Raw genomic sequence first — 23403 nt, forward strand, 5'->3', positions numbered from 1 at the left:
ATTTGTTAAAATAACATATATCCTTTCTGGGAGAACATTGTTCTCCCTTTTTTTTATAAAAAGGAAATAGAATATGTTCAAATTAATTATTAATGCCGATGATTTTGGTTTGCATTCAATGGTAAATGATGGAATCATTCAAGGGCATACAAAAGGTATTATAACGAGCACATCGCTATTAGCAAGTGGTAGTGCTTTTGATGAAGCTGTTTCAATGGCGCAGCAATACCCAAAATTGGGAATCGGTGTACATATTGCATTGGTAGGTGGCATATCTCCTGTTAGTGACCCTAGCGAAGTACCGAGTTTGGTTACTAAGGATGGCGTTTTTGTAGATAATTATATTGAATTTATGAAACGCATATATAGTGGTCATATTAACTATTCTGAAGTGAGCAAGGAGATAGAGGCACAAATACAAAAAATTGTAGATACTGGATTACGTATCACTCACATAGATGGGCATCAACATATGCATATTTTGCCAACTATTTTGCCAATAGTTATAGAAAAGTCATTAGCTCATCACATTAAAGCTATGCGAGTACCTAATGAAAAAATTAATTTTTTGAATGGTGTGCATAATCCTGTACGTATACTAGGAAAAACAGGTTTAAGCGCAGTAGCTAGTCAAGCTATGCCAATAGCTCGACGAAATGGTATTCGGTTTAATCAATATTTTTGGGGTATGATTAATGGTGGTCAATTAACGGAAACAGCACTTATTGGGATTCTAAAAAAAGTATCTAATTATGGTGGTGTTCATGAAATCATGACTCATCCTGGTTCTAATAATTTGGAATTGAACCATAAATATAATTGGAACTATCACTGGGAAGAAGAACTAAGTGGTCTTATATCTGACCATGTACGAAGATATATCACACAACACGACATAGAATTAGTCAATTATGGTGATTTATTATGAGTAAAATGATAAAACGGGGCATAGCTATGTTCCTCTTGCTGTTTTTAGTGTCGATAGGGATTATCTATTACACCATAGATATAGAGGCATTGAAAACAATATCAACCTTTAATGAAGAATCATTATTGTTATCTGTTGTAGCATTGACATTAGGCATGTACTTTGATGGATTACGGTTACAACGACTTGTAAAAATTGGTGGGTATCATCTATCTATAAAAGCTGTGTTGCGGGTTATTTTTAGTAATTATTTTATGGCTATGTTAACTCCTGGCGCCAGTGGTGGTGCTGTAGCGCAAGTGTTAGTATTAAAAAGCTATGGCATTCCCTTGGGAAAAGGGACACCTATCGTTTTAATCCGCACTGTATTTTCTATTATGTTCCTTGTTATCATGTTGCCCTTAGTATTTATGTATGACAATATTGAAATCCCTTATATTTCACGGGATATGTTGTTAATTCTTTCGTTCTTAGCTGTTATAGCTACATTATTAGGAACATATTTATTACAAACTAAATATATGCGACAATTTGTATATACCCTAGCGCATCGATTTAAAGCTCATAAAACAAAAGACTGGTTAGCTAAATTAGAAACATTAAATCAAGGTCTTGGTTTATTGTATAAAAAACCCATGCAATCGTTGATCGTTTTTATCGAATCGGGATTAAGCTTGATTTGTCTTTATGGCATAGCACCAGCTTTAATGTTTGCGTTTACTACAGATGTTCCTATCATACAAGTATTGGACCGTATGATTCTGCTCAATTTAATTCTTTATTTTGCGCCAACGCCTGGTGGGGCAGGGATTGCAGAAGGGTTATTTGTAGTATTATTTGCCCCTTATGTACCATCTGGTACTGTTGGTATCATAGCTGTAGCATGGCGCGTTATGGCTGAATATATACCATTTTTTATCGGTATGTATGGCACATTAACCTTATATGGCCGTCAATTCGTTGCTCGTAAGACATCAAATTAAGTAAGGAGAATTAGTATGTCTAAACCAAAGAAAGATAAATTTTATTTAGTACAAGAAGATATTTTGCCGGAAGCTATAAAGAAAACAATTAAAGTAAAGGAAATCTTGAAATTAGGGGAAGTAAAAACGATTAATGAAGCGGTAGAAAAAATGGATCTCAGCCGTTCAGCGTATTACAAATACAAGGATTATGTATTCCCATTTTTTGAGATTGCGCAAGGAAAAATCGTTAGTATTACCGTCTCCATGTCAAATGAATCGGGTATGTTATCTAGCGTATTGAAAGCTATTGCCGATCGTAACGGCAGCATTTTGACAATTAATCAAGATATTCCATTACAAGGTATTGCTAATAGTAGTATTTCCTTTGAAACTAAAAACTTACAAGGTTCTTTAGAAGATTTATTGCTTGATATCCGTTCTATGAAAGGTATTATCAAGGTTGAAATTTTAGGCCAAGCGTAGTCGTAGGTATAGAGAGTAGGACTATTATGAAGACTGTAAAAATCGCCCTTTTAGGTTTTGGTACCGTTTCTCAAGGTACATTTAATTTGTTGCGTGACAATGCAGAATTGATTGCTAATCGTTCTGATGTGCATATTGAGATTTCAAAAATTTTTGTACGCAATCCAGATAAATACAAAGATATTACATTGCCTGGTACAGCTCAATATGTTACAGATATTCAAGATGTTTTAACAGATAACTCCATCAGTATAGTTGTAGAGTTAATGGGGGGAACTACATTTGCTAAAGAATGTGTAGAAGCCGCATTAAAGCATAAAAAATCCGTTGTTACAGCTAATAAAGATTTATTAGCTGAATCAGGTCCATATTTACTCGACTTAGCTCATAAAAATGGTGTAGACATACGTTTCGAAGCTTCAGTATTAGGTGGTATTCCTATTATTAAAACATTGTATGACTCTTTAGGTGGCAATCGTATTACTGAATTAGTAGGTATTATGAATGGTACTACTAATTTTATTTTATCTAAAATGACAGATGAAGGCCTTAGTTATAACGATGTATTAAAAGAAGCGCAAGCGTTAGGTTATGCAGAAGCAGATCCTACTGCTGATGTAGAAGGCCTTGATGCAGCTAGAAAGCTTGCTATTTTAGCTTCTATTAGTTTTAATCGCCGCATTTTTTTTGAAGATGTATCTGTTGAAGGAATTACTAAAATCGATACAGAAGATATCGATTTCGGTAAAGAGTTTGGTTATAATATTAAACTTATTGGTATTGCAAAAGAGACTAATAAAGGCTTGTCCTTAAATGTATATCCAGCATTTGTACCATTAACACATCCTCTTGCATCCGTGCGAGGCTCTTATAATGCGATTTATATTAAAGGTAATGGTATTGATGATGCTATGTTCTATGGCCGCGGTGCAGGTAGTTTGCCAACAGGTAGTTCTGTAGTGAGCGATATTATGGAAGTGGCAAAAAATATTGCTTTTGATTCTACTGGACGATTCAAACCATTCTATTTCGATCAAAAAAATATTTATGCGCCTGGAAAAATTGAATCCAGCTATTATATTCGTTTAGCTGTAGATAATAAAACAGGTGTATTAGCTAAAATTGCAGCAAAAATGGCAGAGCAAAAAATATCGGTGTTATCCATTGTACAACGCAATATGGATCCGGAAACAGCTGTATTAGCTATCGTAACATCTAAATGCCCACGTTCTTATATCCTTAATTTAATAGATTCCTTTAACAGTTTACGTTCTGTACAAGAAGTAAACAGTGTTATCCGAATCATGGAAGCATAATTTATGAATACAATTCGCGTACAAGTGCCGGCTACTAGTGCTAACTGTGGACCTGGATTTGATTGCTTAGGACTAGCTTTAAACTTATATAATATATTTTCCTTTACACCTAATAGTGATGCTAAAGAATTTACCTATACCTTTACAGGATATGGTGCCGAATTATTAGAGCAAGAAGATCCTAAAACAAATCTCATTGGTATTGCTATAGAACAAGTTTTTGCAAAAGCTCAAGAACCTATTCAATATGGTCATATTACATCGGATACATTAATTCCACCATCTCGTGGTTTAGGAAGCAGTAGTACAGCTATTGTTGGTGGGTTATTGTTAGCCAATCAGTTAGTGAGTACACCATTATCTAAAGAAGAATTATTAGTGATTGCTAACCGTATGGAAGGACACCCAGATAATGTAGCTCCAGCTATTTATGGTAATCTATGCTGTGCCACAGGATTAAAAGACCGCGTGTTAAATACAGTTATTCCCGTACCTGAAACACTTTGTTTTGCCGTGGTAGTGCCAGAAGTTTTAGTATCAACAGAATATGCTCGTTCTGTATTACCAAATCATGTACCATTTAAAGAGGCTGTGCAAAATGTCAGCCATGCATCTTTGTTTGTAACGAGTTTAATTACGAATCAATTAGATAATTTATCTATTGCCTTAGAAGATAATTTACATGTACCATACCGCAAAACATTGATTCCATATTGTGATGAGGTTTTTGCTGCTGCCAAAGCAACTGGTGCTTATGGGGCTACTATCAGCGGTTCTGGGTCCACATTAATTGCTTATGCAGATAAAGAGCATGTAAAAAATGTAGCTGATGCAATGGGACAGGTTTTTTCGCTTCACGGTATCGATAATAAAGTATACATCTTAGTGGCTGATACAAAAGGAGCCACAACTATTTAATTTGTGGTATAATAATAACAGTTATGGCATAGTCCAAAAACAAGTGTTGGAGGAATCTATGAACAATTTAAAAACTACTATGTTATTAGCTTTGCTAACAGCGCTTCTTGTAGCATTAGGTAATGCCTTTGCAGGTGCAAAAGGGGCTATGATGATGTTCGTCATGTCAGCTGCTATGTCATTTATGTCTTATTGGTATAGTGACAAGATAGTACTTGCTCAATACAATGCACAAGAAGTAACTGCACATTCAAACCCTAAACTTTACGGTATGGTTCAACGTTTGGTTAACAATGGCAATTTGCCAATGCCAAAAGTGTATATCATTCCTAGTGACGTACCTAATGCCTTTGCAACAGGTCGTAATCCACAGCATGCGGCAGTGGCTGTTACAGCAGGTATTCAACAATTATTAACAGATGAAGAATTGGAAGGTGTACTAGGGCACGAATTAACGCATATTAAAAATCGTGATACTCTGATTAGTACCATTGCAGCCATCATTGGTGGCGCTATTTCTACGATTGCTCAATTCGGTATGTTCTTTGGCGGTCGTTCCGACGAACGCGAAGAAGGTTCTAATCCATTGGTACTCATTGGTATGATGATTTTAGCTCCTATTGCGGCTATGATTATTCAAATGAGTATCTCTCGAACTCGCGAATTTGGTGCTGATGAGGGGGGCGCTAGACTTTCAAAAAATCCTATGGCATTAGCATCAGCATTGGCAAAAATTGACCATTATTCTAAATATGGTTCCTTGCCAAATGCGAGTAATGCTACGGCACATATGTTTATCATTAATCCAATGGTAGGCATTGGTGAAAGCTTATCCAATCTTTTTAGTACGCATCCACGCACAGAAGATCGTATTGCGAGGTTAAAACAATTAGCTCAAAATCAAAAGTATAGATAGTAGAACAGGAGGCATACTAATGCAAGAAACATTAGTTTTAATAAAACCAGATGGCGTACGTCGTCAACTATGTGGCGAAATTCTAAGCCGATATGAGCGCAAAGGACTCGTCATTAAAGCAATGAAATTGTTAGAAGCATCAAAAGAATTGGCTGAAGAACATTATGTTGAACATAAAGGCAAATCATTTTTTGGTGAACTCGTTGATTTCATTACATCTGGCTCGGTATTAGCCTTTGTATTAGCAGGTGAAAATGCTATTGTTTCTGTTCGAGCTATCAATGGTGCAACAAATCCAGTAGATGCAGCACCAGGTAGTATTCGTGGTGACTATGCCTTAACTATGGACTCTAATGTAGTACACGCGTCAGATTCCGTGGAATCTGCTAGTCGAGAGATCCATCTATGGTTTCCAGAATATAAATAATAGGAGGTCGGCAAATGGGTAGTAGCGTTTATACAAAAACAGGTGATAAAGGAACCACAGGCCTTTATACAGGAGAACGCGTTCAAAAATCTTCACTTCGCGTGGAGGCCTATGGTACGATTGACGAATTACAAGCCTTTTTAGGCTTAGCAAGAGCACATGCGCATAACAAAAAGGTTCAAACTGAATTACTCGATATTGAGCGTACGTTGTGGACCTTGATGGCTGATGTAGCAAGCTTGGGACAGATTGCAAAAGTAACAGATCAACAAGTTAAACATTTGGAAAAAGTAATTGATCGGTTTGATGAATCGTTAGAGCCACTTACACAATTTGTAGTTCCTGGCGATAATGTAGCATCGTCGTATTTGCATGTAGCTAGAACTGTTGTGCGCCGTGCAGAACGTGCATTGTGGCGCGTTTTAGACAATGGTGAAGAAGTGCATGAATCAAATTTAAAATATTTAAATCGTTTATCTGATTTATGTTTTATATTAGGTCGTGTAGAAGAAGAACTAGGTGCAGAATAACAAATAAAAAAGCTATGTGAATGACATAGCTTTTTTATTTGTTATCTATTTAATTGTAATTCAATATAATACGTCTATTGGATTGTGTAAAATAGGTAGTATTTAGTTTTGCGTAATTTCTTGATTCAGCACATCTTGTGGGCTGGGGTAGAAGAAAAAAATGTGTGGGATTTCATATCTGAATTTTTCTCGTAATAAATCAGATAAGGTCGTTTCAAATCGAATGATATCATTAGCGCAAAATTTAAAATCTTCTACCAATACAAATAATTGTGGTTCTACTTGGGGGGCGTTAGGTGGCAATTCCGATGGGTCAATGGGAACATTGACTACGGCACGAACAGTAGCAATATAACCGCCTTGGCCATCTTCAATTGCTACACGATAGGTATTTTCCCACAATGTAGACATCAATTTTAATTTCATGTTCATAATTTCCATAGTACATCTCCTTTGTTATACTAATAATGATACAGAAATTATATATACTTGTATAGGTGATTTATGAAATCAAAAATTATATTGTGCACCGGTGGTGCACGAAGTGGAAAAAGTGAATTTGCAGAACGTCTGAGCTTGTCTTACACGGGGAAAAAAGCCTATGTGGCAACAGGTCAAGCTTTTGACAATGAAATGAGAGACCGTATTGCTAAGCATAAAGCGCGTCGTGGTATAGAGTGGAATAATTTTGAAATCCCTTATGATTTACATGGTTATTGGCAACAGATTTCTAATGATAGCGATATTATTTTAATAGATTGTTTAACTATGTTCACTACTAACCATATGCTAAATTTTGGTTCTATTGAAAATCAAGATGATGCTAATCATCTTGAGTCACAAATTATGGAACATATTCATAATCTATTACAAGATATCAAGCAGTCTCATAATAAGGTTATTATATTTGTAACTAATGAAATCGGTCTTGGTATCGTACCAGATAATAAATTGGCACGATATTTTAGAGATATTGCAGGTCGTGTCAATCGCGAAGTAGCTACAGCTGCTGATCAAGTATATCTCACCATTAGTGGTGTTACTATAGAATTAAAATCCCAGGAGGCTCACATAGATGGCTAAGAAAATTATGTTCCAAGGTACTAGTTCTAATGTAGGAAAAAGTATATTATGTACAGCCTTGTGCCGTATTTTATATCGTAAAGGATTTAAAACGGTTCCTTTTAAGGCTCAGAATATGGCTCTTAATTCTTATGTTACTAAATGGGGCGATGAAATTGGACGAGCTCAAGTAGCACAAGCTGAAGCAGCTGGTATAGATCCAATTGTACAAATGAATCCTGTTTTATTAAAACCAACAGGTAATCAATCATCACAAGTAGTATTGATGGGTAAACCAGTAGGCGTATTTTCGGCAAAAGAATATCACACACAATATTCTTTAACAGCATTAGATAAAGTTAAAGAATCATTAGCCTTTTTAGATGACCATTTTGAAATGATTGTCATTGAAGGAGCCGGTAGCCCAGCAGAAGTTAATTTAAAAGCTAATGATATTGTAAATATGCGCATCGCCAAAATGACACAAGCCCCAGTATTCCTTATTGCTGATATTGATAGAGGCGGTGCTATTGCATCGATTGTAGGCACGTTGGAATTGTTAGAACCAGAGGAACGAGATTTAATTAAAGGTATTGTAATCAATAAATTTAGAGGTGACATTAAACTTCTTGAACCAGCTCTTACTTTCATAGAAGAAAAAACAGGTAAAAAGGTGGTAGGTGTTATTCCTGCTATTGAAAATCTAGATATTGATGAAGAAGATTCTGTGGCATTAGAAAATAAGAAATATGAGGGCACAAAGGAAATTCAAATTGCTGTATTACAAACGCCAAAAATTTCTAATTTTACCGATTTTGATGCGTTAAATTACGAACCAGATGTGTCGGTTCGATTTGTAGGCCCTGGTGATCTATTAGGTACTCCCGACTTGATAATTTTACCAGGTTCAAAAAATACATTATCGGACTTAAAGTACTTACAAGAGACTGGGTTTGCCGATGAAATCAAATCATTAGCAGTTAAGGGGACACCAATTATCGGCGTATGTGGTGGCAATCAAATGTTAGGTACTACCATTTATGACCCTCATCATATGGAAGGTGACATCGAAGAGAGTACAGGTTTAGGTTTAGTTCAATCTACTACAACAATGAAAGATAAAAAAACAACACACCAAGTTACTTTTGATGTAGAAAATCTTCATTTCTTAAATGGTGTGTACAGTGGCAAGAATCTTGTAGGATATGAAATTCATATGGGGGATACTACTCCAAATGATGCTTCTGTACAACGTTGTTTCAATATTACTAGTCGCAGTGAACAATCGGTAGATGTAGTTGATGGTTTTATTGATGGTACACACCGCATCATGGGCACTTATGTTCATGGTGTATTTGATAATGATGAATTCCGTCGCTTTATTATCAATCAATTACGATTGGCGAAAGGGTTGGATGAAAAGCCTGTACTATTCCGTTATTTTAAACATAAGAATGATGCTTATAATCGACTGGCTGATATTGTAGAAGAACATCTCGATATGGACTATATCATGTCTATATTAAAGGATATGCGGTGATAGCTATGGAATTACAAGTAGTACTCGACTGGTTCACCAAACATAGTTATGTTTGTATTCCTATACTGGCATTCATCCTAGATATGATTCTCGGTGACCCACGATCTAATTTGCATCCTGTAGTACTCATTGGACGAGTAATTAGTTTTTTTGAAGCTGTATTTTATAAAGACACCGATAATGATACTAAAAAATTATGGTATGGAGGTATTACTGTCGGATTTATCCTTCTTACTATTTATATCATTACTTCTCTTATCTTGTGGTTAGCAGGCCTTATCAATGAATGGGTATACTATCTTGTAGAAGTAGTGCTTGTGTATGTCACGATTTCACCCCGTTCTTTAGGTGGTGCTGGGTTTGAAATTACTCGATTGTTAAAACAAGGTTTCATCGATGATGCGCGAAAACGCGTATCTTGGATTGTAGGTCGTGATACGGAACATTTGGATGAAAGTGAAATCACCCGTGCTACAGTAGAAACTATTGCAGAAAATACTGTGGATGGTATTGTAGCACCGTTGTTTTTCTTCCTTATCGCAGGCCCCATTGGTTCTATTTTATACCGCACAGCGAATACTATGGATTCTATGATGGGGTATAAAAATGATAAATATATGTACTTTGGTCGCGTTGCTGCTCGTTTAGATGATATATTAAATTGGATTCCAGCACGTATTACCTTTCTATTGTTTGTTATAACGGCATTTATTATGCGCTTTGATGCCCCAGAAGCTTTACGTATTGGATTGCGTGATGCATGGAAGCATCCTAGTCCTAATGGCGGTTATGCAGAAGCTCCTGTGGCAGGTGCATTACATATTCGTTTAGGTGGTTTTAATCAATATTTTAATAAACGTACATTCCGTGAATACATGGGGGACCCAAAAGAAACCATGAATCGTTTGCATATTACTAGAACTATTTATATGATGTATGGTGCGACGTTTCTTGCGATACTCATATCTACAGCGGTTATTTGGGGCACAATGAATTAAGAACCTAATAGAAGGTATAGAAGGTATCTAGTAATAAATAATATATGTAAACAAGTAAAGTGGTATTTTGATGGAGTAACTGTATAATGACACCATTTTTTATAGCATTACAGTTTTTAACGAGATTAAAAATCGTAAATCAAACAGAATGGACTATGGAGGATTTTGGTAAATCAGTAGCCGCATTCCCTTATGTAGGTCTTATTATAGGTATATTTCTCACTATCGTATATGGCATAGGCTCTCAGTTTTTACCAACTACACCGCTGATGCTTGTCATAGTCATTAGTGAATTTCTATTCACCGGAGGACTTCATGCAGATGGGCTGATGGATACTAGTGATGGTATTTTTTCTGGTAGAGACAGAGAAAAGCAATTAGAGATTATGAAGGATAGCCGTATTGGATCCTTCGGAGTGGTAGCGTTTGTATTTGTTACATTATTAAAATGGCAATTGCTAACAGCTATTCCAATTCCAGAGTTTATTCCAATCATTTTAATTATGATGCCATTGATGAGTCGTTATACATTGGTCCATAGTATTCGATCTTATCCATATGCAAGAAAAACAGGTATGGGCCAAGCCTTCGCGGAATTGGCTCCCAAGAATGTTATCACATGGAATACTATTTCTACATTCTGTATGCCTATATGTTTATGTATTGTTATTGGGTTTTTATATGGTATAGTATGGTTGATAACGAGCCTCATGCAAATACCTATTATATCGCCTAATATAGCTCTATTCGGCATATCCTATGTATTGGTAGGCATGATGGAAATTAATGTTTTTTCCATGATAATAAGCTTTCTTATTAATCGTTTATTAAATCACTACATTGTAAAACAATTAGGTGGTACTACAGGCGATACATATGGATTTGTTGTAGAAGTAACAGAAGTAATTTTGTTGCTGGTATATATCATAACATTAACGGTTTTATCTGCTTATATACCAACTGGAATTTTATAATATTCAACCTATAATGGTTATCCTTATAGCTAAACCAATAGTATGTGGCAATATATTGCCCATAAATTGTGAAAGTATATAGCCTAGGTATCTTAGAATTTGTATGAGTCTTAAGGAGGGCATTGTGGCCTATTATGTACGAGCACCTGGTACATGTGGTGAATTCATTCAAGGATCTATCGACGGACAATCATTTCTTGTTACATGTCCCATTAATCGCTATTCGTATGCTCTTAGCGATGTGATGTATCCTTTGCCTTTTTATCACTGTTCATTACAACCTAAGGCTCAAGAAGCACATCGTATTGTATTCCGTACATTACAAGGTGCCAATACAATGGATATTGACTCTATTAGGCTCAATGATTTTTCATCATGTTATGAAGAATCATTTAATACACCTATATATGTGCGCTCTGATATTGTGCAAGGAAAAGGCATGGCCTCTAGTTCTGCAGATATTTCTGTAACTGCTATGGCCACCGCATTGGCTTTGCAAAAAACATTGACCTTAAAAGAATTAGAGTCTATCTGTTTATCTGTAGAACCTACAGATGCAGCCTTTTATCCTGGCATTACACAATTTGATTATATTACGGGATCTATTAGCCAACATTTAGGTCAATGCCCACCATTAAAAATTCTTATTTTTGATGAAGGGGGTATCATCGATACGGTAGCTTTTAACCAACAAGCGGATTTACAAAAAAAGATAGAAGAAAAAGAATCTATTATCCGCGAAGCTCTAGATATATTTAAAGAAGGATTAGTAGCTCACGATATTAGACTCATCGGTCAAGCTGCTACATTAAGTGCCTTCGCCAATCAAAGAATATTATATAAACCTCATTTATATGACTTTCACGAAATTGGTATAGCTTTTCAGAGTGTAGGTACCATTATCGCCCATAGTGGCACCATCATGGGGTTATTATTTCCTACTGATTATAATGGTATTTCGGATTGCAAACGGTATATAGAACGTAAACTACCAAGCATCCAATTTGTTGATATTGTAGAAACTACAAATGAAGGATTAACATATATAAAACGATAGAAAGGAATATATTATGCCCAATATACATGGAGGCAATATTTTCTCTTTTGCCCATGAACATAGTATTGAACCTAGAGATGTCATCGATTTTAGTGCTAATATCAATCCTCTTGGTCCTAGTCAAAAAGGAATCGATGCATTACAAGACAAAATAGCTTATATTTCTCATTATCCAGATATTACTAATGATGATGTATTGAATACAGTAGCTGATGTATATGGTGTGCCAAAAGAATCCATCCTCTTAGGTAACGGTGCAGCAGAGTTGTTATATGCAATCGGACGCCTACCGAATTTTACAGGCTCCTTTGTACCAGCCCCAGGGTTTTCTGAGTATCAAGCATCTATGGATGCTGCTTGTATTCCCGCTCGTTCTATTTATTACAAACAACGAGAAGAACAAAATGGTACACCGTATTTTGAAATTCCTTATTTAGCATTGCAAACTTTTGCAGCAGAATTAAAAGGACAGGATGGACGAATTATTGTATTCTTAGGGAATCCTAATAACCCGGACGGTACATTATTAGATATAGCCTATGTACGAGAGCTGGCGGCTATGCTAAGAGATGCTCGGAGTTTATTAGTTATCGATGAGTCATTTATTGATTTTATAGGCACTGAATCATTACAAGATAATTCATATTCTATGCGTTCTTTGATTAACAATTTCGACAATGTTATCATTGTTCATTCTTTTACAAAATTTTATGCTGTTCCAGGTTTACGTCTTGGCGCGGTATTTGCAGATCCTAAACTAATAAATGAATTACGACCATTTATCCCAGCTTGGTCGGTTAATACACTGGCACAAGCTTATGCTGTAGCAGCTATTAATGATAGTGAATATATTAAGAAAAGCAAACAATTTTTAGCTGAAGAACAGCGATTTATGTATGACGCGTTACATTCTATTGATGGTCTTAATGTATATAAGCCAACAGCTAACTATATGCTCATAGAAGTGCAGCATGCATCGATAGATCTTGAGTTTATACAAAAGGAACTGGAAAAAGAATATATTATGATTCGTAACTGTGCTCACTACAAAGGTCTAGGGCCTAATTGGATGCGTGTGGCCATAAAAAATCGTGAACAAAATAAAAAGATTGTTGAGTTACTAACAGCTCTTTTCAAATGATTTTCCAATAGCGGATAGATAAATAATTGTATAAGGAAGTTGCATGAAAACATTATATATTGTAAGACATGGCGAAACAGACTGGAATAAAATGGGTAAATACCAGGGGATTACAGATGTTCCGTTAAATAAAAATGGTCTTGCACAAGCTGTAGCTTGTGGTAAAGCATTAGAACATATTCAATTTAATCGCATTCTTTCTAGTGATCTATCAAGAGCATTAGTGACCGCTGAATCTATACGAGGAAATCGCAGTGTAGATATTAAAATAGATGAGAGATTGCGAGAACTCAATTTTGGCGATTGGGAGGCTCTATTGTTTTCTGAAATCGAAGATCGTTGGCCTGGTCTAATCGATGAAATGTACCGCCGTCCAGATACGGTAAAGGTACCTAATGGTGAAAGCTTTAAAGAGCTACAAGATCGAGCTTGGGCTGGTGTATTTGAGTTCATTTCGGAAAATGACGACGATGAAACCTTGCTTATCACCTGTCACGGTGGTACTATTCGTACTATTTTATGTAAATTACTAAATATTCCGATTAGCCATTGTTGGAATTTTAGTCAAGGTAACACAGCTATAAATCGCGTATTCTATAATGGTATGGGAGAGTATGATCATAATATTCTTAATTTACTAAATGATACGGCTCATGTAGAACTATTACAAGGCCACGCTTAATCTAGGAGCCACTATGAGATTGGATAAACTGTTATCGAATAAAGCTTTTGGTAGTCGCAAAGAGGTTCATCAACTTATCAAAGATGGGCGTGTTCTAGTCAACGGTGTAAAAGCAACTAAGAAAGATTATTCCATATCTTTAAAAACAGATATAATAACCGTTGATGGTGTTCGAGTTTCTACAGAACAACAATATTATATTAAATTTCATAAACCTGCTGGTTATGTTACGGCCGTAGAAGACCCAGTTCACCCAGTTGTTATGGATCTGTTACCGCTAGAGTTTAAAAAGATGGGCGTTTTTCCTGTAGGAAGATTGGATAAGGATACCGAAGGTTTATTATTGCTAACTAACGATGGCGTGTGGGGACATTCTATCATCAATGGACATAAACATGTTCCCAAAGTGTATGATCTAACTTATACAGGTACATTATCAGATGAAGGTATACAACGAATTCGAGAAGGCATTCTGTTAGGTGATGGCACGCAATGTAAACCGGCACAGATTGAAGTATTTGATTCCAATCAAGCGCGTATTACTATTCAAGAGGGAAAATATCACCAAGTTAAACGTATGATTGGTGCAGCTGGTGGAGAAGTTACATATCTAAAGAGGTTATCGGTGGGACCTATTACATTAGACGGTGTTGAAAAACCAGGTCAATTTACTAAAATAGATACAGTTGAGATAGATGGATTCCGCAAGTAGTTCTACCCAATATAGGCATTTTGTGGTATTATAAGGTGTACTCTATAGACTAGGAGCATGATTATGAATGGATTAAATCGGCTACAACAGTATATTAAAGAGCAAGAATTGACAGGTATTATTATTACTAACCCTACCAACCTTCATTATTTCGCTGGTTTTACAGGTTCTACAGGATTTGCTTTTGTAACGGCTACATCGGCTTTTATCATTACTGATTTTCGTTATACAGAGCAAGCTACCGATCAATGTGAAGGGTATGAAGTCATTCAATATACTACCACCATTATGGATGCATTAGTTGATATTTTTAATGATTATCACATTCATGAAGGTATGTTTGGTATTGAAGGTAAGTTTATGCCTGTAGATACATATGAATTATTATGTGATACCTTAGATGAGCGATTTAACTTTACATCTGTAGATCTTGCTAAATTGCGAGCTGTAAAAGAAGAGTTTGAACTTGAGTATATGCGCAAGGCTGCTCAAATTGGTGATGACGCCTTTGCTGCTTTATTACCTCAGTTGCGAGTTGGTATGACAGAAAATGAAGTGCGCATTATTTTAGAAAGCGAAATGTTGCAACGCGGTTCAGAAGAGCCATCTTTCACAACTATTGTAGCATCAGGTCATCGTTCTAGCATGCCTCATGGTGTAGCTAGTGATAAGGTTATCGAAGTTGGTGATTTTGTTACTTTTGATTTTGGCGCCGTTTACAAAGGGTATCACTCAGATATGACGCGTACTATCGTTATGGGCCCTGCAAATGAGCAACAAAAAGAATTATACGATATTGTCTTAACAGCTCAGAAAAAAGGAGTATCTGCTGTAAAATCAGGTATAACTGGTGTTGAGTTAGACAATATATGTCGTCAATATATTACAGATAAGGGCTATGGAGATGCCTTTAATCATGGCTTAGGTCATGGGGTAGGACTAGATATTCATGAATACCCAGTGGCGAGCCCTAAATCTGATTCCATATTAGAAGAAAATATGATCATTACGGTAGAGCCAGGTATCTATTTATTTGGTGAAATCGGATTGAGAATAGAGGATAGTGTTATCGTCAAAGCCAATGGCTGTGAAGTGTTAACGCATAGTCCAAAAGAATTAATTGAAATAGGTATTTAGAAGGAGAAGAGTTAGATGATTTCCAGTAATGATTTTCGTCCAGGTGTAACCGTTGAAATCGACGGTAATGTATGGCAAGTAGTTGATTTCCAACATGTAAAACCAGGTAAAGGTGCGGCTTTCGTTCGTACAAAAATGAAAAATTTACAAACTGGTTCCGTTGTAGAACGTACCTTCAACGCTGGTGAGAAAGTGCCAAAAGCACATGTAGACCGTCGTCGTATGCAATACTTGTATGAATCCGACGGGGCTTACACATTCATGGATAACGAAACTTATGATCAAGTAGAATTAACACTTGAACAATTAGGTGAAGCTAAAAACTTCCTTCTTGAAAATATGGAAGTATCCATCATGTTCTTCCAAGGTATCGTAATCGGTATTGATTTACCAGTGGCTGTAGAACTTCGTGTTGTTGAAACTGATCCTGGTATTCGTGGCGATACTGCAACAGGTGGTAATAAACCAGCTAAATTAGAAACAGGTTACACTGTAAAAGTACCTCTCTTCATCGAAGTGGATGATGTGCTTCGTATTGATACTCGTACTGGTCAATACATTGAACGTGCCTAGTACTATTTCATAGATGTAGTGTGGCTCCTCAGCTCTTTATACAAGAAAATAGTCCCTATATCAATGCTTATATGAGCACTTGTCATCTATTTTTTAGGGACAAGTGCTCTTTTTACAAAAGTACTAATTAGCTATATTAACATTATATGATAGTTGGTATTGAAAGAGGCGTATATGACTAAAAAAGTAACAGAACTTGAGTCAGGTAAAATTAAAATTAGTGAAGATGTATATGCTACTATTGCCAGTATTACCGCGTTAGATACAAAAGGGGTTCATCATATGAGCACCACCTTTAACGATGGGGTTAATACATTTTTCCGTCGAAAAACAGATCATGAAGGAGTAAAAATTTCTTTTAATGATGATGGTGCTATTGTGGTTGTATTATACGTAAGTATCGCCTATGGCTATCGTATTCCGGATATAGCTTTAAGGCTGCAAGAACGGATTAAAACGGCTCTAGTTAACTATACGGAAATCGAAGTAGAAGCAGTAGATATTGTGGTGCAAGATATTATATTTGATGATTTTGGACCTGAATGTTCACCATCGATGGAGGAATAGAAGATATTATGGACCAAGATAATACATTAAACTATGGTTTACATACAGATATCATTGATATTGAAGATTCTGTTATTATCGATGTAGCTACAAAAACTTTGACTACTATACCTGGTATTCATTCTCTAAGTCCTCGATTATATGATGAAATCGTAGATGGCATTACCCATGCCTTTGGTCAGAAAAATTTGCCTGGTATCAATGTAAAACATCGTAAAGGATTTTTGGAAATCAATATATATATTCGGGTTCTTTATGGTATCAATATCATCGATCTAGCTAAACAATTACAATCGGAAATTAAACAAACCTTAAAAAATGTACTAGATTTAGATCATGTAAAAGTTGATGTTCATATAGAAGGAATTGTGAAAGAGTAAAGGAGTCTTTATGAAACGAAATAGACGTGACGCCCGTCAATATGCGTTCCAAACTATTTATGCTAATGAATTTCACCAGCAATTTGATGAGGTGATTTTTCCAGATGGTGAAATTAATCACGCCATGGATTATGAATATGCTAGTCAAATTGTAAAAGGTGTATTAGCACATATAGAAGAAATCGATACGCGATTAGAATCGTTCTGTCAAAAACGTAAATTAGACCGTATGGATCGAGTGGATAGAGCGATTTTACGCATTGCCGTATGGGAATTAACTTATAATGATAAAGATATTTCACCTGCTATCATTATTAACGAAGCCGTACAATTAGCTAAATCTTTTGGCACAGATGCATCTTATAAATTAGTGAATGCAATTTTAGATAATTATCACAAGAGTCAACAATGAGAACATATTATCTAGGCATTGATACAAGTTGTTATACCACTAGTTGCGCTATTATAGATAATAATGGATGTATCATTGGAGAAGCTCGAAAATTATTAGATGTTAAACCCGGCATGAAGGGGTTACAGCAGTCGAATATGGTATTTCAACATACTAAGGTGTTATCACGTTTGCTAGAAGAATTGCCACAGGTACCAATCACTTCTATTGGTGTTAGCGCTTTTCCTCGCCGTGAAGAAAACTCTTATATGCCTACATTTCTTGTAGGTCATGGTATGGCACGCGGACTAGGGCATCTATTACAGGTGCCTGTCTATGAGTTTTCGCACCAAGAAAATCATATCTTAGCTGCTTTGCGCTTAATCGATACGATTCCTACAGACCCTTTTCTTAGTCTTCATGTATCAGGTGGAACTACTGAGTTAGCATTGTATCATTACACTGGTAAGGGAATATTTACAAGTTCTATCGTTGGTGGTTCTAAGGATTTACAAGGGGGGCAATTTATTGATCGTGTCGGTGTAGCTCTAGGATTACAGTTTCCTGCAGGTAGGACACTAGAACAGCTTGCTGTTGAAGCTACTGATTATGATCCTTTACCATCGTCTGTAAAGGATGGATGGATTAGCTTTGCTGGTCCATGTAGCGAAGCACTGCGCCGCATTGAAAAAGGCGTAGTCCCAAGCTCTATGGCTAAATCATTATTTTCTTGCATCGGTAATTCATTAGAAAAGTTATTATCCTATCACATAGAGAAGCTGGGTATTCACACTTTGATTGCTGTAGGTGGTGTAATGAGCAATTCTATATTACGCAATCGCATTAATGGTATGTGTCATAAAAAACAAGTAGCAATCCATTTTGCAGAGCCTTATTATTCTGTAGATAATGCGACAGGTAATGCTTTTGGTGCGCTATTAGCCAGTGGAGATTTGAGATGAATGTTTTAACCATAAGCCAATTGAATAGCTTAATAAAACGCACATTAGAACGGGAATATTTGCTAAAAAATCTCTATGTTACCGGTACTATCATCAACGCTAAGCGCCATAGTAGTGGACACGTTTATTTTTCTTTAAAAGATGAAGAATCTTCTATTGATGTCACTATGTGGTCTAATACGGTTTTAGCTAAAGGCCTTGTGAATGAAATTCAAAATGGTTTATTAGTAACCATTAAAGCATCTGTTAATTTTTACAATAAAATGGGGCGTCTCAATCTCGTTGCATCGGATATGCAGATTGGAAATAAAAGTCCTTTACAGCTTGAATTTGATGCATTACAAAAAGAGTTATCTGCACTAGGGTATTTCGATGAAACTCATAAACAGATGATTCCTGTTTTATCAAGCTGCATTGGTATTGTTACATCTCCATCTGGCGCCGTATTACATGATATTTTACATGTAAGTAAACAGCGCAATCCATTGATGAAATTCAAATTATTTTCTGTTTCTGTACAAGGGCCTGATGCAGGTCCGATTATTGCAAAAGGCATAGCAGAAGCAGATAGAGATTCTGATATAGATGTTATTATTGTAGGCCGTGGTGGTGGTTCTATGGAAGATTTATGGTGTTTTAATGACCGCGCCGTAGTTGAAGCTATCTATACAGCGAATACGCCTATTATATCAGCGGTTGGTCATGAAACAGATTATACATTAGCAGATTATGCTGCTGATATGCGCGGTGCTACTCCGAGTCATGCTGCAGAAATAGCGGTTATTCCATTAACTACATTACAAGAAGATTTAAAGAAAAAAGAAGAATATATTCATTATGTTATGAATCAAGTATTGCAACAAAAACGCAGTGAGTTATCTACTATATTTAATCGAAAACTCGGCATTCCGGCGTTACAAATGATTCACAAGCAAAAATCTGCACTAGAGAATATTAAAAATACATTACAGCATAAAAGCAGTACTCTGATTCAACATAAAAAACATGTACTTTCACTGATAGCCAAAGAATTGGATATGCAAAATCCATTGCATATTATGATGAAAGGCTATTCAAAAGTAGAATCACATAATCACCCTATATCATCAGTGCTAGATGTACAAGTTGGTGATGAGCTCACTATTACCGTATCTGATGGCAATATATCTGCACAAGCTACAGGCATATATCACAAACCAAATGATATTAATTCACATAGTTAATAGTATAAGGGAAATTACTACATGCTAGAGAGTATATGTTAATGTTTGAGTACGCTATATCCATACAATGATATTATGATACATGAGGTTTATGATAATGGCCGCATCATTAAAAAATTATGAAAAGAAATATAAAGCCTTAGAGGATGTTGTTCGTCAGTTAAATGATGATGATTTAACGATTTCTGAGATGTTAACACAATACAAAAAAGGTCTTACTTTAGTTAAGGAATGCGCAGATATGCTTAATTCCGTAGAGACGGAGATCCAACAAATTATTGAAGAAGTTCGTATTAGCGAATAGGGAGGTTCCATGTTACAAGCCTATTTAATAAACAGCAAACATAGTATAGAGCAATGGCTAGGGAATATGTTACAAAGTCCTATCGTTGAGTTTGAACCCTTATATGAGTCTATGAATTATAGTTTATTATTAGGGGGCAAGCGCATACGTCCAATATTAACAAAAGCTGTATTAGAGTCGCTATCAATAGATGCGGAGCAATATAAAGAATTTCTCTGTGCTATGGAATGTATTCATACATATTCTTTGATTCATGATGACTTACCAGCTATGGATAATGATGATTATCGTCGCGGTAAATTGACAAATCACAAAGTCTATGGTGAAGGTTTAGCTATTTTGGCAGGTGATGGATTATTGACATATGCATTTCAGTTGTGTTCTCAAAATACTACAGCTACGCCAGAACAACAAATTAAGGCCATTCACTGTTTAGCAAGAGCAGCTGGTCCAGAAGGTATGGTTGGGGGGCAAGCTTTTGATATGTTATCAGAGGATAAACAGATTCCCCTAGAAGAATTAAAAGTATTGCATAGCGGCAAAACCGGTGCTTTGTTTAATGCTTCTGTAGAATTAGGACTGATTTTAGGAAAAGCAGATTCACAAACATACACTCATTATATGACATATGCGAATCGTTTAGGATTACTTTTCCAAATTACAGATGATATATTGGATGTAATAGGTACTATAGAAGAGCTTGGTAAAACACCAGGAAGCGATATTCGTCAACATAAATCCACCTATGTATCTTTACTTGGCTTAGAAGGTGCTCGTGCAGAAGCGAAAAAAACAGCTGATGAAGCACATCAAGCATTATCTCAATTAAATAGAAATACAGAGATATTAGGGGCCATTATAGATTATCTAATGGAACGCACTAACTAGGGATTTTCTCGTTCCTACAAGAGAAATGATTAAGTATATAGATTATCAATATATAAGGATAGATTATGTGGCAAGTAATATATGAACTCAGTCAAAACTATATAGCACAAGCAGCTTTTTGGGGTTGGTTTGCGGCACAAACGATCAAGTTTTTATGGCAATTATTACGCTATAGAACTTTACGCGTGGAAAGATTAGTCGGACCTGGTGGATTTCCCAGCTCACATACATCCTTTGTTATATCCACTACAACAGCGTTATACTTAGAACATGGAGGGGTAACTGATATATTTATCGTGGCTCTTGTTTTTTCCATCGTAGTTATGTATGATGCATCAGGTGTTAGACGTGAGGCGGGGCGTCAAGCACAGGTACTCAATCAAATTGTAGAATATTTTGAAAAGAAAAATATTCCTGTCATTCTAAAAGGCCGCGAAATGGTGTTAAAAGAATTATTAGGTCATACACCAATAGAAGTGCTTGGTGGATTAATATTAGGTATTATCGTAGCATATATTCAATTTTATTATGTATATAATGGTGCATTATGAGTAGTAAGGAACGTTTAGACATTCTTCTTGTTAATCGTGGGCTTTTTGAAAGTCGCGAAAAGGCTAAGGCTGCTATTATGGCAGGTCAAATTTATATGGATACAACTCGCGTTGATAAAGCGGGGACAAAGATTCCTGTAGATGCTAATTTAATTGTGAAAGGCAATACATTGCCTTATGTAAGTCGTGGTGGGCTCAAATTAGAGAAAGCTATTCAAATTTACCCTATTGATTTAAGAGATGCAGTGATGGTTGATATAGGGGCGAGTACAGGTGGTTTTACAGACTGTGCGCTTCAAAATGGTGCAGCAAAGGTATTTGCCATTGATGTAGGCTATAATCAATTAGCTTGGAAATTACGACAAGATGAACGGGTTATTAACATGGAAAAACAAAATATCCGAACCGTTACACCTGAGCAATTAGGTGAGTTAGTAGATTTTATTTCCATCGATGTAGCTTTTATTTCTTTAGATAAGGTATTACCAGTTGCTACTACATTGCTAAAGGACAGCGGTTCATTAGTTGCTCTCATTAAGCCACAATTTGAAGCAGGTAAGGAAAATGTCGGCAAAGGTGGAATCGTTCGTGATAGAGCTATTCATGAAGAGGTATTGCAACGTATTTTAAAGGTAGCTTACGATTGTCATCTATATTTACATGGACTCACATTTTCACCCATAAAAGGTATGGAGGGCAATATTGAGTTCTTAGGATATTTTACAAAATCAGAAGAAAATGCATTACCTATTACTGATGAGTTGATTCAATCTATTGTGACAGAAGCACATTCTTTATAGGAGATATAGTATGCGTATTGGATTTTTTCCCAATATGGGAAAGAGTAATATTATGGCAGTCTTAAAAATGGCTGCTCATATTTGTAAAGAGGAACAAATCGATGTTTATGTACCAGATGATTTAGAAATACCTGATACGTATAAAAAATTACAACTGCCCAAAGAGCGGGTATTACCTCGTCCTGAAATTTTTAAAAATATTGATGTAGCATTTAGTTTTGGTGGCGATGGAACTATTATTCATTTAGCAAGACAAATTTATTCTTACAATGTTCCGGTATGTGGTATTAACCTTGGTGAATTAGGATTCTTAAATCAAATTGAGATTCATCAACTTCACAGTCATATAAAACGCATTGTAGAAGGCGACTATACTATTGAAAAAAGAGGTCATTTACATGCTTATATTAATCGTGAAGATGGTTCGGTAGAGGATTTAATCCCTATTATCAACGAAATCGTTATTACTAGAGCAGAACCAGCAAAAATGGCTCGCATTAACCTTGCGATCAATGACCACCATACACAAATGTATCCAGCTGATGGATTGATTATTGCATCTGCTACAGGTTCTACAGGTTATAATTTATCTGCTGGTGGTCCTATTATGAAACCAGATAATCGTTCTATTATCGTAACACCTATAGCACCACATTTAATTCAAGGTGTATCTATGGTATTAGAAGAGAAAGATACTATCCAAATTACTATGCCCGGACGAGAACCTCAATTACATATTTGTATTGATGGTACTTTTGACTACGTTTTCACTAATAAAGAAATATTGCATATTTCATCAAATCCGGTATACTGTCAATTTTTACGATTTAAAGATCAATGTTTCTTTGGTACATTATTTAAAAAATTGGCTTCTCGCCGTGACGAACTATTATAAATTAGCTATATATTAAATAATTAGATATGTGAATATTCCTGTTTAATGTAAAATATAACAGAACAATGCACTATGTATATTGA

At 35.8% G+C, this 23403-nt stretch carries 29 protein-coding genes; 28 read left to right on the top strand and 1 reads right to left on the bottom strand.

What is annotated here, in order from left to right; translation table 11 throughout:
* The first annotated feature begins 73 nt into the window (after positions 1 to 73).
* Genes EO120_RS01485 through EO120_RS01520 form a run of 8 tightly spaced genes read left to right on the top strand, consistent with a single transcriptional unit; the run spans position 74 to position 6483 of the window.
* Complete coding sequence (locus EO120_RS01485; RefSeq protein ID WP_127133740.1) at positions 74 to 928, top strand: ChbG/HpnK family deacetylase; 855 nt, start codon at positions 74 to 76, stop codon at positions 926 to 928.
* Positions 925 to 1911, top strand: a complete 987-nt coding sequence (locus EO120_RS01490; RefSeq protein ID WP_127133741.1) for a lysylphosphatidylglycerol synthase transmembrane domain-containing protein — start codon at positions 925 to 927, stop codon at positions 1909 to 1911. The genes EO120_RS01485 and EO120_RS01490 overlap by 4 nt, the downstream gene beginning before the upstream one ends.
* Before the next feature lie 15 nt (positions 1912 to 1926).
* A complete protein-coding gene (locus EO120_RS01495) occupies positions 1927 to 2376 on the top strand; it encodes an ACT domain-containing protein (protein ID WP_127133742.1) in 450 nt (149 codons plus the stop codon).
* A gap of 26 nt (positions 2377 to 2402) precedes the next feature.
* Positions 2403 to 3692, top strand: a complete 1290-nt coding sequence (locus EO120_RS01500; RefSeq protein WP_127133743.1) for a homoserine dehydrogenase — start codon at positions 2403 to 2405, stop codon at positions 3690 to 3692.
* Positions 3693 to 3695: 3 nt separating this feature from the next.
* Positions 3696 to 4610: a homoserine kinase gene (gene thrB / locus EO120_RS01505; RefSeq protein ID WP_127133744.1), complete on the top strand. Its 915-nt coding sequence runs from the start codon at positions 3696 to 3698 to the stop codon at positions 4608 to 4610.
* A 58-nt stretch (positions 4611 to 4668) separates the two neighbouring features.
* Positions 4669 to 5526: a zinc metalloprotease HtpX gene (gene htpX, locus EO120_RS01510; protein WP_127133745.1), complete on the top strand. Its 858-nt coding sequence runs from the start codon at positions 4669 to 4671 to the stop codon at positions 5524 to 5526.
* Between the two features lie 19 nt (positions 5527 to 5545).
* Positions 5546 to 5953: a nucleoside-diphosphate kinase gene (ndk, locus tag EO120_RS01515; protein WP_127133746.1), complete on the top strand. Its 408-nt coding sequence runs from the start codon at positions 5546 to 5548 to the stop codon at positions 5951 to 5953.
* A gap of 14 nt (positions 5954 to 5967) precedes the next feature.
* Positions 5968 to 6483: a cob(I)yrinic acid a,c-diamide adenosyltransferase gene (locus EO120_RS01520; RefSeq protein WP_127133747.1), complete on the top strand. Its 516-nt coding sequence runs from the start codon at positions 5968 to 5970 to the stop codon at positions 6481 to 6483.
* A gap of 102 nt (positions 6484 to 6585) precedes the next feature.
* On the opposite strand, the gene EO120_RS01525 is transcribed toward EO120_RS01520, so the two are convergent.
* Positions 6586 to 6924 (bottom strand): hypothetical protein, encoded by a 339-nt coding sequence (locus tag EO120_RS01525; RefSeq protein WP_127133748.1) that lies wholly within the window; start codon positions 6922 to 6924, stop codon positions 6586 to 6588.
* Between the two features lie 63 nt (positions 6925 to 6987).
* Here EO120_RS01525 and cobU point away from each other — a divergent pair, with 63 nt between their 5' ends.
* The 20 genes from cobU (at position 6988) to EO120_RS01625 (ending at position 23320) form a co-directional block, all read left to right on the top strand.
* Positions 6988 to 7566 carry a bifunctional adenosylcobinamide kinase/adenosylcobinamide-phosphate guanylyltransferase gene (gene cobU / locus EO120_RS01530; protein WP_127133749.1) on the top strand — a complete coding sequence of 193 codons (579 nt, stop codon included), beginning with the start codon at positions 6988 to 6990 and terminating at the stop codon, positions 7564 to 7566.
* Positions 7559 to 9085, top strand: coding sequence for a cobyric acid synthase (locus tag EO120_RS01535; protein ID WP_127133750.1), 1527 nt, complete (start codon positions 7559 to 7561; stop codon positions 9083 to 9085). The genes cobU and EO120_RS01535 overlap by 8 nt, the downstream gene beginning before the upstream one ends.
* Positions 9086 to 9090: 5 nt before the next feature.
* Positions 9091 to 10083 carry an adenosylcobinamide-phosphate synthase CbiB gene (cbiB, locus tag EO120_RS01540; RefSeq protein ID WP_127133751.1) on the top strand — a complete coding sequence of 331 codons (993 nt, stop codon included), beginning with the start codon at positions 9091 to 9093 and terminating at the stop codon, positions 10081 to 10083.
* 86 nt (positions 10084 to 10169) lie between these two features.
* Positions 10170 to 11057 (top strand): adenosylcobinamide-GDP ribazoletransferase, encoded by an 888-nt coding sequence (gene cobS, locus EO120_RS01545; protein WP_127133752.1) that lies wholly within the window; start codon positions 10170 to 10172, stop codon positions 11055 to 11057.
* Positions 11058 to 11181: 124 nt separating this feature from the next.
* Positions 11182 to 12114, top strand: a complete 933-nt coding sequence (locus tag EO120_RS01550; RefSeq protein WP_127133753.1) for a GHMP family kinase ATP-binding protein — start codon at positions 11182 to 11184, stop codon at positions 12112 to 12114.
* 13 nt (positions 12115 to 12127) lie between these two features.
* Positions 12128 to 13255, top strand: coding sequence for a pyridoxal phosphate-dependent aminotransferase (locus EO120_RS01555; RefSeq protein WP_127133754.1), 1128 nt, complete (start codon positions 12128 to 12130; stop codon positions 13253 to 13255).
* A 43-nt stretch (positions 13256 to 13298) separates the two neighbouring features.
* Positions 13299 to 13937: an alpha-ribazole phosphatase gene (gene cobC, locus EO120_RS01560; RefSeq protein ID WP_127133755.1), complete on the top strand. Its 639-nt coding sequence runs from the start codon at positions 13299 to 13301 to the stop codon at positions 13935 to 13937.
* Positions 13938 to 13950: 13 nt separating this feature from the next.
* The gene (locus tag EO120_RS01565) at positions 13951 to 14649 is read left to right on the top strand and encodes a pseudouridine synthase (protein ID WP_127133756.1); all 699 of its coding nucleotides are present in this window, start codon (positions 13951 to 13953) and stop codon (positions 14647 to 14649) included.
* A gap of 63 nt (positions 14650 to 14712) precedes the next feature.
* On the top strand, positions 14713 to 15786 hold the full coding sequence (locus EO120_RS01570; protein WP_127133757.1) for a M24 family metallopeptidase: 1074 nt from the start codon (positions 14713 to 14715) through the stop codon (positions 15784 to 15786).
* A 15-nt stretch (positions 15787 to 15801) separates the two neighbouring features.
* A complete protein-coding gene (gene efp, locus EO120_RS01575; RefSeq protein WP_127133758.1) occupies positions 15802 to 16359 on the top strand; it encodes an elongation factor P in 558 nt (185 codons plus the stop codon).
* Between the two features lie 174 nt (positions 16360 to 16533).
* Positions 16534 to 16926, top strand: a complete 393-nt coding sequence (locus EO120_RS01580) for an Asp23/Gls24 family envelope stress response protein (protein WP_127133759.1) — start codon at positions 16534 to 16536, stop codon at positions 16924 to 16926.
* Positions 16927 to 16934: 8 nt separating this feature from the next.
* Positions 16935 to 17306 carry an Asp23/Gls24 family envelope stress response protein gene (locus tag EO120_RS01585; RefSeq protein ID WP_127133760.1) on the top strand — a complete coding sequence of 124 codons (372 nt, stop codon included), beginning with the start codon at positions 16935 to 16937 and terminating at the stop codon, positions 17304 to 17306.
* Positions 17307 to 17316: 10 nt separating this feature from the next.
* On the top strand, positions 17317 to 17718 hold the full coding sequence (gene nusB / locus EO120_RS01590; RefSeq protein WP_127133761.1) for a transcription antitermination factor NusB: 402 nt from the start codon (positions 17317 to 17319) through the stop codon (positions 17716 to 17718).
* Entirely contained in the window at positions 17715 to 18659 is a 945-nt protein-coding gene (locus EO120_RS01595) for a Kae1-like domain-containing protein (RefSeq protein WP_127133762.1), read from the top strand. The genes nusB and EO120_RS01595 overlap by 4 nt, the downstream gene beginning before the upstream one ends.
* Complete coding sequence (gene xseA / locus EO120_RS01600) at positions 18656 to 19882, top strand: exodeoxyribonuclease VII large subunit (RefSeq protein ID WP_127133763.1); 1227 nt, start codon at positions 18656 to 18658, stop codon at positions 19880 to 19882. The genes EO120_RS01595 and xseA overlap by 4 nt, the downstream gene beginning before the upstream one ends.
* Positions 19883 to 19979: 97 nt before the next feature.
* Positions 19980 to 20186, top strand: coding sequence for an exodeoxyribonuclease VII small subunit (gene xseB / locus EO120_RS01605; protein WP_127133764.1), 207 nt, complete (start codon positions 19980 to 19982; stop codon positions 20184 to 20186).
* Between the two features lie 9 nt (positions 20187 to 20195).
* Complete coding sequence (locus EO120_RS01610) at positions 20196 to 21074, top strand: polyprenyl synthetase family protein (RefSeq protein WP_127133765.1); 879 nt, start codon at positions 20196 to 20198, stop codon at positions 21072 to 21074.
* Between the two features lie 65 nt (positions 21075 to 21139).
* Complete coding sequence (locus EO120_RS01615) at positions 21140 to 21625, top strand: divergent PAP2 family protein (RefSeq protein WP_127133766.1); 486 nt, start codon at positions 21140 to 21142, stop codon at positions 21623 to 21625.
* A complete protein-coding gene (locus EO120_RS01620; protein ID WP_127133767.1) occupies positions 21622 to 22425 on the top strand; it encodes a TlyA family RNA methyltransferase in 804 nt (267 codons plus the stop codon). The genes EO120_RS01615 and EO120_RS01620 overlap by 4 nt, the downstream gene beginning before the upstream one ends.
* 10 nt (positions 22426 to 22435) lie before the next feature.
* On the top strand, positions 22436 to 23320 hold the full coding sequence (locus tag EO120_RS01625) for an NAD(+)/NADH kinase (protein ID WP_127133768.1): 885 nt from the start codon (positions 22436 to 22438) through the stop codon (positions 23318 to 23320).
* Positions 23321 to 23403 lie beyond the last annotated feature (83 nt).

The sequence above is a fragment of the Veillonella caviae genome (genome assembly GCF_003992125.1).
Taxonomy (GTDB): Bacteria; Bacillota; Negativicutes; order Veillonellales; family Veillonellaceae; genus Veillonella; species Veillonella caviae.

Coding starts and splice junctions, on each gene's coding strand:
- EO120_RS01485 (WP_127133740.1), top strand. CDS start 74: ATGTTCAAATTAATTATTAATGCCGATGATTTTGGTTTGCATTCAATG.
- EO120_RS01490 (WP_127133741.1), top strand. CDS start 925: ATGAGTAAAATGATAAAACGGGGCATAGCTATGTTCCTCTTGCTGTTT.
- EO120_RS01495 (WP_127133742.1), top strand. CDS start 1,927: ATGTCTAAACCAAAGAAAGATAAATTTTATTTAGTACAAGAAGATATT.
- EO120_RS01500 (WP_127133743.1), top strand. CDS start 2,403: ATGAAGACTGTAAAAATCGCCCTTTTAGGTTTTGGTACCGTTTCTCAA.
- thrB (WP_127133744.1), top strand. CDS start 3,696: ATGAATACAATTCGCGTACAAGTGCCGGCTACTAGTGCTAACTGTGGA.
- htpX (WP_127133745.1), top strand. CDS start 4,669: ATGAACAATTTAAAAACTACTATGTTATTAGCTTTGCTAACAGCGCTT.
- ndk (WP_127133746.1), top strand. CDS start 5,546: ATGCAAGAAACATTAGTTTTAATAAAACCAGATGGCGTACGTCGTCAA.
- EO120_RS01520 (WP_127133747.1), top strand. CDS start 5,968: ATGGGTAGTAGCGTTTATACAAAAACAGGTGATAAAGGAACCACAGGC.
- EO120_RS01525 (WP_127133748.1), bottom strand. CDS start 6,924: ATGGAAATTATGAACATGAAATTAAAATTGATGTCTACATTGTGGGAA.
- cobU (WP_127133749.1), top strand. CDS start 6,988: ATGAAATCAAAAATTATATTGTGCACCGGTGGTGCACGAAGTGGAAAA.
- EO120_RS01535 (WP_127133750.1), top strand. CDS start 7,559: ATGGCTAAGAAAATTATGTTCCAAGGTACTAGTTCTAATGTAGGAAAA.
- cbiB (WP_127133751.1), top strand. CDS start 9,091: ATGGAATTACAAGTAGTACTCGACTGGTTCACCAAACATAGTTATGTT.
- cobS (WP_127133752.1), top strand. CDS start 10,170: ATGACACCATTTTTTATAGCATTACAGTTTTTAACGAGATTAAAAATC.
- EO120_RS01555 (WP_127133754.1), top strand. CDS start 12,128: ATGCCCAATATACATGGAGGCAATATTTTCTCTTTTGCCCATGAACAT.
- cobC (WP_127133755.1), top strand. CDS start 13,299: ATGAAAACATTATATATTGTAAGACATGGCGAAACAGACTGGAATAAA.
- EO120_RS01565 (WP_127133756.1), top strand. CDS start 13,951: ATGAGATTGGATAAACTGTTATCGAATAAAGCTTTTGGTAGTCGCAAA.
- EO120_RS01570 (WP_127133757.1), top strand. CDS start 14,713: ATGAATGGATTAAATCGGCTACAACAGTATATTAAAGAGCAAGAATTG.
- efp (WP_127133758.1), top strand. CDS start 15,802: ATGATTTCCAGTAATGATTTTCGTCCAGGTGTAACCGTTGAAATCGAC.
- EO120_RS01580 (WP_127133759.1), top strand. CDS start 16,534: ATGACTAAAAAAGTAACAGAACTTGAGTCAGGTAAAATTAAAATTAGT.
- EO120_RS01585 (WP_127133760.1), top strand. CDS start 16,935: ATGGACCAAGATAATACATTAAACTATGGTTTACATACAGATATCATT.
- nusB (WP_127133761.1), top strand. CDS start 17,317: ATGAAACGAAATAGACGTGACGCCCGTCAATATGCGTTCCAAACTATT.
- EO120_RS01595 (WP_127133762.1), top strand. CDS start 17,715: ATGAGAACATATTATCTAGGCATTGATACAAGTTGTTATACCACTAGT.
- xseA (WP_127133763.1), top strand. CDS start 18,656: ATGAATGTTTTAACCATAAGCCAATTGAATAGCTTAATAAAACGCACA.
- xseB (WP_127133764.1), top strand. CDS start 19,980: ATGGCCGCATCATTAAAAAATTATGAAAAGAAATATAAAGCCTTAGAG.
- EO120_RS01610 (WP_127133765.1), top strand. CDS start 20,196: ATGTTACAAGCCTATTTAATAAACAGCAAACATAGTATAGAGCAATGG.
- EO120_RS01615 (WP_127133766.1), top strand. CDS start 21,140: ATGTGGCAAGTAATATATGAACTCAGTCAAAACTATATAGCACAAGCA.
- EO120_RS01620 (WP_127133767.1), top strand. CDS start 21,622: ATGAGTAGTAAGGAACGTTTAGACATTCTTCTTGTTAATCGTGGGCTT.
- EO120_RS01625 (WP_127133768.1), top strand. CDS start 22,436: ATGCGTATTGGATTTTTTCCCAATATGGGAAAGAGTAATATTATGGCA.